This is a genomic window from Bradyrhizobium sp. LB14.3 (assembly GCF_040547985.1).
In the GTDB taxonomy this organism is placed as follows: domain Bacteria; phylum Pseudomonadota; class Alphaproteobacteria; order Rhizobiales; family Xanthobacteraceae; genus Bradyrhizobium.
Genome location: NZ_JBEPQT010000026.1, coordinates 43,428 through 56,995, shown reverse-complemented (window position 1 = coordinate 56,995; position 13,568 = coordinate 43,428). Strand labels below are relative to the sequence as shown.

Below are 13,568 nucleotides of genomic sequence, written 5' to 3'. Positions count from 1 at the left end.
GATGTCCGGACATATCGCGGACGTCTACGTTCGGCAATGGCGCTCATCCGAAACGCAAATGGCCGGGCGAACCCGGCCATTCCAAGCGACGTAGCGGAAGTCAGTTCGACTTCGGGGCCGCTGCGGCCGGTTGCGCCGCGGCCTGCGGAGCGCGGCCGACGACGACGGTCAGAAGCCCCTGGCCCCAGAGGCGCTTGGCGGCTGCCTTGGCGTCGTCCAGGGTCACCGCATCGACGACGCCGTTGCGCTTCTCGATATAGTCGATCGGCAGCTTGTCCTGCTGATATTGCAGCAGCGCCTGCGCGAGCTTCGAGGAGGTGTCGAGCGCCAGCATCTGTGAGCCCTTGAGATAGGATTTGGCCTCGTCGAGCTCCTTCTGCGTCGGGCCCTCCTCGGCGATCCGGCGCACTTCCTTCTCGATGGCGTCGGTGGTGTCGCCGGCACGGTCGGCACGGGTACCGGTATTGCCGATGAAGACCGCCGAATGCTCCATCCAGAGCAGCGATTCGAACACCGAATAGGCCAGCCCGCGCTTCTCGCGCACCTCGCGATAAAGCCGCGAGGACAGCCCGCCGCCGCCGAGAATGTGGTTGACGACGTAGGCCGCCATGAAGTTCGGATCGCTGCGCTTCACCCCGGGGCCGCCGAAGGTGATCACGGTCTGGGGAACGTCGAGCGTCACGAAGGCGCGTTGCGGCGGCCTGGCGGCTTCGACGTCGGGGATCGGCACGAGATTGGCATTGGCGGGCAGGCTGCCAAACGTGTGGTCGAGCAGCTTGCCGAGCGTGGCTGGATCGACGTCGCCGACCACGGCGATCTTCAGCGTGTCCTTGGCGAGTACGCGGCCGACATAATCCTTCATGTCGGCGATCGTGATGGTCGGGACACTGTCGAGGTTGCCGTTGGACTGCCGGCCGTAAGGATGTTCGCCGAAGGCGACCTCCAGGAATTTGCGGCTCGCCAGCGAGGTCGGGTTGGTGGTCTCGCGGCGCAGGCCCGAGATCACCTGCGAGCGGATACGTTCGACATCGGCGGTTTCGAAATGCGGCGAGGTCAGCGCGCTCCGCAGCAGGTCGAAGGCCTCGTCCTTGTTGTCGCGCAGCATGCGCAGGCTGCCGCGGAATGTGTCGCGGGTGGCGCTGAAGGAGAGCTCGATGGCGCGGCGGTCGAGCCGCTCATGGAAGGTCTTGGAGTCGAGATCGCCGGAGCCTTCGTCGAGGAGATCGCCGACCAGATTGGCGAGGCCCGACTTGTCCTTGGGATCCTGGGCCGAGCCGCCGGCGAAGGAATATTCCATGGCGATCAGCGGCACGGTCGCATCCTGCACGAACCAGGCTTCGATGCCGCCCGGCGAGGTCAAATGCTGGATCTTTGCAGCCGCCTGCGACGGCGCCACCGCAGCGAGCGCGAGTGCCGCGCCGGTGACGAGGGAGAATGCGACGCGTCGAAGGAAGGGATAGGTCACGAACGCTTCTCCTCGCGCTTGGTGGTCGCGGTGTCCTTGATCAGATAGCCCGTCACCGAGCGCTTCTTCTCGAGCCATTTCTGCGCGACGGTGCGGACCTGCTCGGCGGTGACGGCGCGGATGCGGTCGGGCCAGCTCCGGATGTCCTCAATCGACAGGCCCGTGGTCAGCGCGCCGCCATACCAGCGCGCCAGAACAGCCTGGTTGTCCTGGGCGTAGATCGCCTCCGCGATGAGCTGGGTCTTCACGCGCTCCAGATCCTCGGCGCGAACCGGGTTCTGGGCGATGTCGGCAATGACGCCGTCGACCACCTGCTCGACTTCGGCGAAGCTGACGCCGGATTTCGGCGAAGCCGAGATCGCGAACTGGGTCGGGTCGAGCGAGATGCTCGAATAGCTGGCGCTGGCGGAGACCGCGAGCGGCTTGTCGACCACCAGCGCGCGGTAGAGATAGGAATTGCTGCCGCTGCCCATCAGCTGCGCCAGCACGTCGAGGGCCGCGCTTTCGCCGGCTGCAGCCGTGGTCGCCGAGGGCACCAGGTAATAGCGCCGCAGGCTCGGCTGCTCGACGCGCGGGTCGGACAGCGTGACGGTGCGCGGTGCCGCGGGCTCCGGCTCCTGCGGGCGGATGCGTTGCGCCGGGATCGCGGGCTGCGCCGGGATGGAACCGAAATTGCGCTCGACCAACGGACGGATGTCGGCGGCGTCGACGTCGCCGGCGATCACCAGGATCGCGTTGTTCGGCGCATAGAAGCGGCGGTAGAAGGCGAGTGCGTCTTCGCGATTGAGCTTCTCGATCTCCTGGTGCCAGCCGATTACTGGACGGCCATAGGGATGGTTGAGATAGAGCGCGGCCATGATCTGCTCGTTGAGGCGCGCGTCGGGGCTGTTGGCGACGCGCATGTTGTACTCTTCGAGCACGACGTCGCGCTCAGGCAGCACGTTCTCGTCCTTGAGGATCAGGCCGGTCATGCGGTCGGCCTCGAACTCCATCATGGTCGGCAACTGCTCGCGCGGCACGCGCTGGTAGTAGTTGGTGTAGTCGACCGAGGTCGAGGCGTTCTCGTTGCCGCCGACGCGGAGCACGGTCTGGGAGAATTCGCCGACCGGATGCTTCGAGGTGCCCTTGAACATCAGGTGCTCGAGGAAGTGCGCGAGCCCGGACTTGCCCGGCGTCTCGTCTGCGGAGCCGACCTTGTACCAGATCATCTCCGTGACGACGGGCGTGCGGTGGTCCGGAATCACCACGACCTGCATGCCGTTACCGAGCGTGAAGCTGGCGGGCGGAGCCGATGTCACCGTGGTCTGGGCGAACGCGGCGCTGGCTGAGAGGACACTGGTCGAAAGCAGCGCGGCAAGGAGGCAGGCAACCGATCGGTTTGCGGACATCATGATCCCTGGTGAAAGGCCGAGCCCGGATGTCCGGCTCGGAGGCACGGCATGCTACACCGTGCGGCTGAGGCTTCGCGTCACGAAGCAGAGAACGCAACTCGTAGGCAAGTTACTGATTAGCAATTTATAGACCGCGTCCGGCGTGCATCAGCCGCCGGTGCCGGGTTCGCGCCTGTCAGGACGTCGCGGCGGGTGAGGGGCGCTATTGTACCTTGTCCTTGCCCGTCATGATGTCGAAATAGGTCCGCCGCGATTTGTCCTCGCCGGCGCCATAGGCGTAGTTCGGTGACGGCGTCTGGTATCCCGGCGGCGGCTCGACCAGCGACGAGCGCGGCGGCTCGGTGGTGAACTGCTTGTTCTCGGCGCTCTTGCCGCCCTTCATCATATTCCACAACCCGCCGGTAAAACCGAGTTCGGCGGGGCTGAGCGACGGGTTGCTGTTGGCGCCCGGCTGAATGGGATCGTTGCTCGTGCGCTCGGGAGCGGCCGTCTGGCCGGCCTTCATCTCTGCGGGGGTCAGCGGCTGGGCGGCCTGCCAGTTCTCCGTCGCCTTGGTGGCCTTCTTCCGCGCGGCGATCGCTTCCTTGCGGCGCTTCTCCTCGGGATCCTTGGGCCAGTTCGGCGCATTCTGGGTCTGGGTCGCGGGCGGCGGCAGGTCGAGCTTGGGCGGCACCACCAGCGGCGAGCGCTCGCGGTATTCAATGCCGGGCTTTTCCATGCTCTTGGCGCCGATGCCGGACATCAGATTGTCGATGAGCTTCTCTTCGAAGGTCATGTCGTCGTCATCGGCATCATCGCCGTCACCGGCGCGGGCCGCGCCTGCCGACATGGCGAGACCGATGCCGAGGGCAACAGCGGACAATTTCAGTGCCCGCCAGAACCCCTGCTTGGGGTCTCGAACCATCGAACCGCTGGTCTTCGAGCTGCGCATCACTGTACCTGTTCCAAAATGTGCCAGTTTGCCGCTCTCGCGCGGCATAACCCCCCGCAAAAGCAAGGTTCCGCCTGCCGGTCCGTATCGGCCGGGATCAGGGCGCTTTTGCGGCGGGTGCCCCCAGGAAGGAATCATACAATAGCGCCGCCACGCCGACAACGATGGCCACGTCGGCGAGGTTGAACACGTACCAATTATAGGTATTTCCGCCGATCTCGATGTGGAACAGGGCGAAATCGACCACCGCGCCATAGGCGAAGCGGTCGATGCCATTGCCGATGGCGCCGCCAATGATCAGCCCGAGCGCGATGGTTGCCAGCAGGGTGTGTGAGCGGACCATCCAGACCCCCAGCGCGACCACCGCAATGACTTTGACAGCCATCAGCGCCAGCTGCGCCGCCTGACCGTCGTTCTGAAGCCAGCCGAAGCTGATGCCGATGTTCAAGGCCAGCACCAGGTCGAAGAACGGCGTCACCTTTACCGCGCCGCGACGGGCGAGGTCGAACACGTTCAGCAGCCAGAGCTTTGAGGCCTGGTCGGCCACGAGCGTGAGCAAGGCCGTGAGGATGCCGGCGCGGAGCGGGGTCATGGCCGCGGGGATCAGACCCCCACCCCCAGCGCCTTCCATTCGCGCAGCGCTCGGGCGTCGCGCGGGGTGACGTCGGGGTATTCGGGATCTTCACCCACCGTCGGCGAAATCTTCCAGGAACGGGCGCATTTGGTGCCAACCGCTTTCTCCACCACGACGGCGACGCCGGGCACGGCATCGAGCCGGAACGCAGACGCTGGCGCCTCGCCCTCGCGCACCTCGTAGTTCGAGGTGATGCAGATTTCGGCGAGGTCGGTGTCGAACAGCGTCGCCAGCATGTCGCGGTCGGCGACATAGATCACCGGCGAGGCCTCCAGCGACGAGCCGATGTTCTTGGCGGCGCGCTCGAGCTCCAGCGCGCCGGTGACGACGCGGCGGACGTTGCGGATCGCTTCCCACTTCGCGGCGAGCTTGTCGTTGCGCAAGCTTTCGAGGTCGTGGGGAAACTGTGTCAGGTGCACCGAGGGTTCGGCGTCGGGCCTGTACATCCGCCAGGCTTCCTCGGCCGTGAAGCTGAGGATTGGCGCCAGCCATTTCAGGATCGCGTGACACAGCAGGTCGATCGTGGTCAGCGCCGCCTTGCGCGTCGGCGAGGACGGCGGATCGCAATAGAGCGTGTCCTTGCGGATGTCGAAATAGAACGCCGAGAGCTCGCTGTTCAGGAAGGCGGACAGGGTCGCGACCACGGTCTTGTAGTCGAACTCCTGATAGGCCTTGTGGACGACGACAGCACGGACCGCGAGTTCGTGCAGCATCAGCCGTTCGAGCTCCGGCATCTCGGCGGCCGCGACCGCGTCGGCCGGCTTGTAATGATGCAGCGTGCCGAGCATCCAGCGCACGGTGTTGCGCAGCTTGCGATAGGTCTCGACTGTGTTCTTCAGGATCTCGGGGCCGATGCGCTGGTCGTCGGTGTAGTCGCAGGCGGCGACCCAGAGCCGCAGAATGTCGGCGCCGGATTCCTTGATGACGGTCTGCGGCGCGATGGTGTTGCCGAGCGACTTCGCCATCTTGCGGCCGTGCTCGTCCTGGGTAAAGCCGTGGGTCAGCACGATATCGTAAGGCGCGCGACCGCGCGTGCCGCAGCTCTCCAGCAGCGAGGAGTGGAACCAGCCGCGATGCTGGTCCGAGCCCTCAAGATACATCACGGTATCCTTGCCGCCGTCGACCTTGCGCTTGATGCCGGCGAGGCCGGGGAAGTGCACGGGGTCTTCGAGCACGAAGGCGTGAGTCGAGCCGGAATCGAACCAGACGTCGAGAATGTCGTCGACCTTCTGCCAGTCCTCGTTCGCGTGCGGCCCAAGGAAGCGCTCGCGCGCGCCTTTCGCGTACCAGGCGTCTGCGCCTTCCTTCTCGAAGGCTTCGCCGATGCGCGTATTGACGGCCTCGTCCTGAAGGATCTCGGCCGAGCCGTCGCCCTTCTCGCGCACGAACACGGCGATCGGCACGCCCCAGGCGCGCTGGCGCGAGATCACCCAGTCGGGCCGCGACTCGATCATGCCGTTGATGCGGTTCTCGCCGGATGGCGGCACCCATTGCGTCACCGAGATCGCATGCAGCGCGCGGGCGCGCAACGTGTCGTCGGACTTGGTCTTGCCGCCTGCCGCAATATCCTTGTCCATCGCGATGAACCATTGCGGCGTGTTGCGGAAGATTACCGGCTTCTTGGAGCGCCAGGAATGCGGATATTGGTGCTTCAGCCGGCCGCGTGCCAGCAGCATGCCTCTTTCGACGAGCGCCTTGATGACGGCCTCGTTGGCCTCGCCCTTCTCGCCCTTGTCGTTGATGACGCGCTTGCCGGTAAAGCCCGGGGCATGATCGGTATAGGCGCCGTTCTCGTCGACGGTGTAGGGGATTGCGGTGTTGATGCCGCGCGCATCGAGATCGCGTGCCTGCGCCGTCCAGGCGTCGAAGTCCTCGCGACCATGGCCGGGAGCCGTATGCACGAAGCCGGTGCCGGTGTCGTCGGTGACGTGATCGCCTGGCAAAAGCGGCACGATGAATTCGTAGCTGTCGGCAAGACCCTTCAGCGGGTGGGCGCATTCGATCGCGTCGATGGTATCGCCGGGGATGTCGCGGACCTTCTTGTAGGCGGTCACGCGCGCCTGCTTGAACACTTCTTCGGCGAGCGCGTCCGCAAGGATCAGGAGATCGCCCGTCTTGGCCCAGTTGTCGCCAGGGGCGTCCGTGACCTCAAAGAGGCCATAGGCGATCTTCGGCGAGAACGAGATGGCGCGGTTGCCCGGCAGCGTCCACGGCGTCGTGGTCCAGATCACGACGCTGGCGGAGGCGAGCGCACCATGCGCGGGCGAGGTGACCGGGAATTTTACCCACACCGTATCGGACGTGTAGTCCTCGTACTCGACCTCGGCTTCGGCGAGCGCGGTCTTCTCGACCACGCTCCACATCACCGGCTTGGAGCCGCGATAGAGCGTGCCGTTGGCGGCAAACTTCATCAACTCGCGCGCGATCTGGGCCTCGGCCGGATAGCTCATGGTGGCGTAGGGATGGTCCCAGTCGCCGATCACGCCGAGGCGCTTGAATTCCTCGCGCTGCACGCCGAGCCAGTGCGTCGCGTAAGCGCGGCACTCTTTGCGGAAATCGATCATCGCGGCACTGTCGCGGAAGTCGGGCTTCTGCTTGCCCTTCTTGCGATAATGCTCCTCCTCGACTTTCCACTCGATCGGCAGACCGTGGCAGTCCCAGCCCGGCACGTAGTTGGAATCGAAGCCGAGCATCTGCTGGCTCTTGGTGACGAGATCCTTCAGGATCTTGTTCAGCGACGTGCCGATATGGATGTTGCCATTGGCATAGGGCGGGCCGTCATGCAGCACGAACTTGTCGCGGCCCTTGGCGCTCTCGCGCAGCTTCTCGTAGAGGCCCATCTCGTACCAGCGCTTGAGGATCTCCGGCTCGCGCTGCGGCAGGCCGGCGCGCATCAGGAATTCGGTCTGCGGCAGGAACAGGGTCTTGGAATAGTCTTTGGCGTCGGACTTTTGGATGTCGGACTTTTGCGGCTTATCGGACATGGGGCTGACTGGCTCGGAAGTGCGCGGGAACGGATGGCGATGCGGAATCGCGGGGTGAAACGACAACATCCCGGTCTTGCGCCGAGCCGAAGGCTCAGGCGGAAGCCGGGCCGCTAATCCCTATGATGCGCCGCGCAAACATGGGGCCCTCCATAGCAGCCGGGCCGGCGAAGCGCAAAGGCCCGGCAGGCCGGCTTTGGGACCTCAGTCAATCGCTCCAAGCCTCGGAAATGCGTCAGGGGCGGCTGCCAGGATGGCGCGGGCGCGGGCGGAATCGTCGTCCATCTGGCGGATCAAGGCATCCAGGTCGTCGAATTTCAGCTCCTCACGGATGAAGCCGACGAAAGCGCAATCCAGCGCCTGCCCGTAAAGGTCGCCCTTGAAGTCGAACAGGAAGATTTCCAGCAGCGGGGCGCCATTATCAAACGTCGGGCGGCGGCCGAAGCTTGCCACCCCGTCCAGCCGCTCGGCGCCGCGACCGACCCGCACCGCATAGATCCCGTGCTTCAGGCCGCAATTCGCGTCGAGCCTGATGTTGGCGGTGGGATAACCGAGATCGCGGCCACGCTTCTCGCCGTGGATGACTTCGCCGGTGATGAACCAGGGTGCGCCCAGCATGGTGGTGGCCTCGTCGAGCTGACCTTCGGCGAGTGCGATCCGGATCGCACTGGAGGAGACCGGCCGCTCGTCGATATCGACATGCGGCTGCACGTCGACCTCGATACCGAGCCGGGGCGCCTCGTTGACGAGGAGGCTCGGCGAGCCGACGCGACCCTTGCCGAAATGGAAGTCGTAGCCGACGGCGATTCCGCCGATGCCCAGGCGCCCGATCAGGTCATGGTGAATGAAGTCTTGCGCGCTGGTCCCGGCGCGGGACTTGTCGAAGGTCATGACAACGGCGCCGGCAAGTCCGGTGCCGGCCAGAAGCCGCAGCTTGGCCCGCTCGTCCGTGAGGCGGAATTGCGGGGTGTTGGGGCTGAAAAACCGGCGCGGATGCGGCTCAAAGGTCAATGCCAGCGCAGGGCGGCCATGCGTCCGGCCCATTTCCAGGGCTGCAGCGATCACGGCGCGATGGCCGAGATGAACGCCGTCGAAATTGCCCATGGCGACCACGGCGCCCCTCGCAATAGCGGAGTCCGGCGTGGTGTCGCGGATAACGGTAAAATGCGGAGCCATCAGGGGAATTCTCGAGCCGGCGGGACCGGCCGGGACCGTGGCGCGACGGGCCGGATGAAGTCAAGCGGGAGGGGCGGCCGCATCGAATGCGATTTCCGTTCAACGGCGGCCTCCCCGGTTAACGCGCTGTTTAACGCCTCGGTGTTAGTCCTTGAGCGTGGAACCGCCGGCTCCGGTCTGGCAGGTCCGATCGTAATATTTCCTGGGTTTGCGTTGGGGGAGTCGAGATGGCGGTTGATTTGTCGATGTCGGTTCTGGTGGTTGATGACTACAGCACCATGATCCGTATCATCAGGAACCTCCTGAAGCAGCTTGGCTTCGAGAATATTGATGATGCCAGCGACGGTTCGGCAGCGCTGAACAAGATGCGCGGCAAGAAATACGGGCTCGTGATTTCCGACTGGAACATGGAGCCGATGACGGGTTACGACCTGCTGCGCGAAGTGCGCGCGGATCCGAACCTCGCCACCACGCCCTTCATCATGATCACGGCCGAATCGAAGACCGAGAACGTGATCGCGGCCAAGAAGGCCGGCGTGAACAACTACATCGTCAAGCCGTTCAACGCGGCGACGCTGAAGACCAAGATCGAGGCGGTCTTCCCGGACATGGCGAGCGCGTAAGGCGCAATCGAAGCCATCATCGAATTCGGAAGGCCCGGGCATCGTCCCGGGCTTTCTGTGCTGGATTTGTCATTCGGGGTTCGATGCTCACATCACCCCGGAATGACGATCAGCTCGTTACCACTTCAGTTCGCGCATCAGCGCCTTCGGCGGATGGCCGAACAATTCCAGTACCGAAGCCGGATCGAGCTGGTCGAGACCCTCGAACTCCTCGGCATGGATGCCGCGGGTCACGAACAGGCAATCGATGCCGAATTCGCGCGCGCCGGTAAGGTCGGTGCGCACGGAATCCCCGATCGCGAGTACCTTCTTGCGGTCGATCTGGTGACCCTGGCGTTCGCCGGCCAGCGCCATCGCGCGCTCGTAGATCGGCCGGTGCGGCTTGCCGTAGAAGAGCACTTCGCCGCCGAGCTCGCGATAGAGCTCCGCGATCGCGCCGGCGCAATAGATCAATCGGTCGCCCTTCTCCACCACGATGTCGGGGTTGGCGCAGATCAGCGTCAGCTTGCGCTCGCGCGCCTTCAGCATCATGCCGCGATAGTCTTCGGCCGTCTCGGTCTCGTCGTCATAGAGGCCGGTGCAGACGATGTAATCGGCCTCTTCCAGCGGTGCGAGCACCGCGTCGAGGCCGCGATAGATCGAGTTATCGCGCTCAGGCCCGAGCCAGAACATCTTGCGGCCGGGATGGTCGGCGACATAGAGCCGCGTCAGGTCGCCCGATGAGACGATCGCGTCATAGGTCTCGTCGGCGACGCCGAGCTTGCGCAATTGCCGCTGCACGGAGTCGGCCGGGCGCGGCGCGTTGGTGATCAGGATCACCGTGCCGCCATGGCTGCGATAGGTGTGCAGCGCCTCGCAGGCTTCGGGGAAGGATTCGAGGCCGTTATGGACCACGCCCCAGATGTCGCTGAGCACGACGTCCACGCCACCCACGAGTTCGCGCAGGCTCTTGGCGAAATGCAGCGTCGTCATGATGCGTGCGGCCGATCAGATGCGGCGCGCAAGCGCCGCGTTGCCGGTGACGCGCTGTGGCGGAGGCGCAGCTGATGTCGCGCCTGAGCTGGGTGTGCCGGAGCCATTCGATTCCTGAGTGTCCTGTGCCTGGTTCGACGGGGCCCCGGCGGTAGCAGATGCCCCCTCCGGCCGCAATGGTCGGGGCGGCGCGAACAAAAACCCCTGGCCGAACCGCACGTCGTAGTCGAGCAGGTCGATCACGGCGCGCTCGCCCTCGATTCGCTCGGCGATCAGGTCGATGCCGAAGCGGCCGAGCAGATCCGAGAGGTCCGAGGGGTGGATGTCCGAGGTCGACGCCTGTTTGGGGTCGAGCAGCAGGGACGCCGGCACCTTGATGAAGCGCACGCCGCGGTCGGCGAGCTCGCGCGGCTCGATGCGCAAATCCGTGACATGGTCGATCGAGAAACGGAAGCCACGCTGGGCGAGCGCAGCGAGGTTCTCAGTCTCGGCCGCGCCGAGATTGCGGAAGATCGATTGCTTGAATTCCAGCACCAGCGAGGGCGCCAGCGCCCGATTGGCTTCGAGGAAGTCGAGGTATTGCGCGAAGGTCGTGGAATTGCCGAGCGTGGAAGCCGCGACGTTGCAGAACACGCCGACATCCTTGTTGCGCACCATCAGGCGCCGCAGCACCTGCACACAGCGCAGCATCACCATGTTGTCGATGCGCCCGATCAGGCCGGAGGCCTCCGCGAGGCTGATGAACTCCTCGGCCGCGATCAGCTGGTCACGCTCGTCGCGCAGGCGCGTCACGGCTTCGTAGAAGCGGACCTTGCGCTGCGGCAGCGTCACCATCGGCTGGAGGAAGATGTCGATGCGGTTCTCGTCGATCGCGTTGCGCAGCGTCGTCAGCAATTGGGTCTGGTTGCGGCCGTTCGCCGTCTGAACCGGATTGGCGGTCTGGATCTGGATCGCCGGTGGTGCCGGTCGTGGCGGCGGCGCGGGGACTGGGGCAGGGGCAGCCGGCCGCTCCTCGTCGAACGGAGCCATCAGGTCGAGCGGCCCCTCCGGCTCCAGCCTCGCGACCGGAGCGGGAGCCGGAGGCGGCGCGTTGCCGGCCATCAGATCCTCATGAGCCGACACGGTGGTGGCGAGCTGCCTGACCAATCCGCCGAGCTCGTTGATCTCGCCGACCACCGACTGGATGCGGTCGGCGTTGGTCGAATTGGAGGAGGCGATGCGTCCTTCGATCGTGGCAAGCCGGCGGCCGTACTCGGCCACCTGGCGGGCGAGGTCGGCGGTGCCGCGCGAAAGGTCGGCGATCTGGCCGCCGACGTCGCTGCGGTCGCGCAGCCGCATCGACACTGCATTGTAGAGGATCAGGAAGGTCAGCGCCGTCAGCGCCACGATCGCGGATTCGGTTCCGCTGATGCCGGCGACCGCGTACAGCACAAGGCCGAGCGAGGCCGCGACCAGAACCATGCAGATGGCGATGAAGATCGTCGAAATACGAATCATGCCGCGCGTTACGCCTCAAGAGCTGACTGCCTGACCGGGAAAACACGGGTGGCGTTTCGAACCCGTCACGCCCTATGCTCCCCCAAGCGAGCATGACGTTAGCATCATTGTTGATTCGAGGGGATAGCGGCCCTCCTGCAGAGTCAGGACGGCGCCGCAGCGCCGACCGTGTCGGCCGAGACGGCCTGACGGGTGCCAAGCGGCTTGGGCGGCCCGGTGGTCGTGTCGTGCAGGGTCTGCCGTTCGACCTCCGAGTTCAGCTCGGCCCCGAACATGATGACGATGGCCGACATCCACATCCACGTCATCAAGCCGATCGCAGCGCCGAGCGAGCCGTAGGTCGCATTGTAGTTGGCGAATTCCGAGAGATACCAGGACAGCAGCGCCGAGCCGGCGATCCAGAGGATCGCGGCCGTCACCGCGCCGAGGCTCAGCCATTGCCAGCGCGGCGCATCGCGGCTGGGCGCGAAACGGTAGAGGACGGCGAGCGCCGCAAGGAGAATGACGAACAGCACCGGCCATCGCGCCAGCGCCACGATCAGCTTGCTTTCGGGCGCCATGCCGAGATGATTGAGCGCGAGCGGGAAGGCGACGACGGCGCCCACCATCAGCAGCAGGGCAACGATGCCACCGACCGTGAAGGCCAGCGAGACCGCGTTAAGCCGGATGAAGCTGCGCTTTTCGCGCTCTTCATAAGCGACGTTGAGGGCGTCGAAGATGGCTTTGACGCCGGCATTGGCGCTCCAGATCGCGAGCACGAGGCCAAACAGGAAGGTGACACCAAGCGTCGCACCGCCGTTCGACACGACGCGCGCCACCTGGTCCTCGACGATCTGGAACGCACCCTCGGGCAGCATCATCGCGAGCGACTGCAGGTTGGAACTGATCGTCGAGGGATCGGCGAACAGGCCATAGAATGAAACCAGAGCTGTGACGGCCGGAAAGATCGCGAGCAGCCCGAAGAAAACGACGCCGCCGGCGGTCGCGAGCAGGCGATCGTCGCCGACGCGCTGATAGGTGCGCCAGAAGATGTCTTTCCAGCCAGCCCAGGGGATCGCGAACGGGCTTTTCGAGCGGCGGCCATGGCCGGGCTGCGTGGCTGCGCCTGTCGGGCTCGTTTCCGGCGAATTCGCCTCGCTGTTGCGATGGTCTTGCGGAGGTCCCGGCCGGATCAGGCCGGAATCCTGGAAATACCGTTCTGCAGTGAGCACAAACACGGTCGTGGCTGCCACCAGCAGCCAGCTGTCGAGTTGCTCGGCGCGCCGCACACGCATTTAGCTGTCCGCTCCGTGGCCGTGACGCCGCCGACGCGCTGCCGTGAGCCCTACCAGCCCGACAGCCGCGAGCATCAGCCCGAGTTGCACGGGCCGGTTGGATCGAACCGGCCATGTGCTGCCGCCATGTCCTCGTTCGTGGCCGCGTTCGCCCGGCGCGAGCGGCACCAGGGGAATTGTCGTCGCGACCTCTTTCACCGCCTGCTTTACCGTTCCGCGCGGGATGCGCGGGGTGGCGATAGCCGCGCGCAGGCGGCTGGCGAGCGGCACGATCGGCTTGGTCTTGCGCTTCATCTGAGCCATGGCCACGCCGGCGCAGGCGCCGGCCAGCACCAACAGCACGCCGCCGACGGCGCCGAACCCCCAGAATTGTCCGTAATGGATTGCAACCCAGCGGTACAGCGCGATCAGGCCGACGAAGAAGGCTGCAACGACGAACAAGCCGGCAACCGCGAGCAGTCCGGCCGCAACCGCGTACGACGTCATGCGCCCTGTGGCTTGATTGCTCCGGTCACGGGCATAGGACCGGGCGGCGCGCTTGAGATGGTTGAGCTTGAGCGCGACGCCGGCGCGCAGCAATTCGCCCGATGGCGCGAGCATGCGGATATCCTCCGAGAGCGA

The 13,568-nt window shown here is 65.3% G+C and carries 11 protein-coding genes; 1 reads left to right on the top strand and 10 read right to left on the bottom strand.

Annotated features, from left to right (window positions below):
- Window positions 1–100 precede the first annotated feature (100 nt).
- The 6 genes from ABIB00_RS31705 to ABIB00_RS31680 all read right to left on the bottom strand — a co-directional run bounded on the left by ABIB00_RS31705 (window position 101) and on the right by ABIB00_RS31680 (window position 8,581).
- Window positions 101–1,465, bottom strand: a complete 1,365-nt coding sequence (locus ABIB00_RS31705; protein ID WP_354107062.1) for a M16 family metallopeptidase — start codon at window positions 1,463–1,465, stop codon at window positions 101–103.
- Window positions 1,462–2,853 (bottom strand): M16 family metallopeptidase, encoded by a 1,392-nt coding sequence (locus ABIB00_RS31700; RefSeq protein ID WP_247447896.1) that lies wholly within the window; start codon window positions 2,851–2,853, stop codon window positions 1,462–1,464. Before ABIB00_RS31700 ends, ABIB00_RS31705 begins: the two co-directional genes overlap by 4 nt.
- 205 nt (window positions 2,854–3,058) lie before the next feature.
- On the bottom strand, window positions 3,059–3,787 hold the full coding sequence (locus tag ABIB00_RS31695) for a hypothetical protein (RefSeq protein WP_247353091.1): 729 nt from the start codon (window positions 3,785–3,787) through the stop codon (window positions 3,059–3,061).
- A gap of 97 nt (window positions 3,788–3,884) precedes the next feature.
- The gene (lspA, locus tag ABIB00_RS31690) at window positions 3,885–4,379 is read right to left on the bottom strand and encodes a signal peptidase II (RefSeq protein ID WP_354107061.1); all 495 of its coding nucleotides are present in this window, start codon (window positions 4,377–4,379) and stop codon (window positions 3,885–3,887) included.
- Between the two features lie 11 nt (window positions 4,380–4,390).
- Window positions 4,391–7,405 (bottom strand): isoleucine--tRNA ligase, encoded by a 3,015-nt coding sequence (gene ileS / locus ABIB00_RS31685; RefSeq protein ID WP_354107060.1) that lies wholly within the window; start codon window positions 7,403–7,405, stop codon window positions 4,391–4,393.
- Between the two features lie 204 nt (window positions 7,406–7,609).
- Entirely contained in the window at window positions 7,610–8,581 is a 972-nt protein-coding gene (locus ABIB00_RS31680; RefSeq protein ID WP_354107059.1) for a bifunctional riboflavin kinase/FAD synthetase, read from the bottom strand.
- A 227-nt stretch (window positions 8,582–8,808) separates the two neighbouring features.
- Between ABIB00_RS31680 and ABIB00_RS31675 the strand changes: the two genes are divergently transcribed.
- Window positions 8,809–9,204 (top strand): response regulator, encoded by a 396-nt coding sequence (locus ABIB00_RS31675; protein WP_007596883.1) that lies wholly within the window; start codon window positions 8,809–8,811, stop codon window positions 9,202–9,204.
- Window positions 9,205–9,321: 117 nt separating this feature from the next.
- Here the strand turns inward: ABIB00_RS31675 and ABIB00_RS31670 are convergent, their stop codons facing one another.
- The 4 genes from ABIB00_RS31670 to ABIB00_RS31655 all read right to left on the bottom strand — a co-directional run bounded on the left by ABIB00_RS31670 (window position 9,322) and on the right by ABIB00_RS31655 (window position 13,547).
- On the bottom strand, window positions 9,322–10,176 hold the full coding sequence (locus ABIB00_RS31670; RefSeq protein WP_247352956.1) for a TIGR01459 family HAD-type hydrolase: 855 nt from the start codon (window positions 10,174–10,176) through the stop codon (window positions 9,322–9,324).
- Window positions 10,177–10,191: 15 nt separating this feature from the next.
- Window positions 10,192–11,673 (bottom strand): EAL domain-containing protein, encoded by a 1,482-nt coding sequence (locus tag ABIB00_RS31665; protein ID WP_354107058.1) that lies wholly within the window; start codon window positions 11,671–11,673, stop codon window positions 10,192–10,194.
- Window positions 11,674–11,816: 143 nt separating this feature from the next.
- A complete protein-coding gene (locus ABIB00_RS31660) occupies window positions 11,817–12,947 on the bottom strand; it encodes a YihY/virulence factor BrkB family protein (protein WP_354107057.1) in 1,131 nt (376 codons plus the stop codon).
- Window positions 12,948–13,547: a phage holin family protein gene (locus tag ABIB00_RS31655; protein ID WP_247352959.1), complete on the bottom strand. Its 600-nt coding sequence runs from the start codon at window positions 13,545–13,547 to the stop codon at window positions 12,948–12,950. It lies immediately after the preceding gene.
- Between the last annotated feature and the right edge of the window lie 21 nt (window positions 13,548–13,568).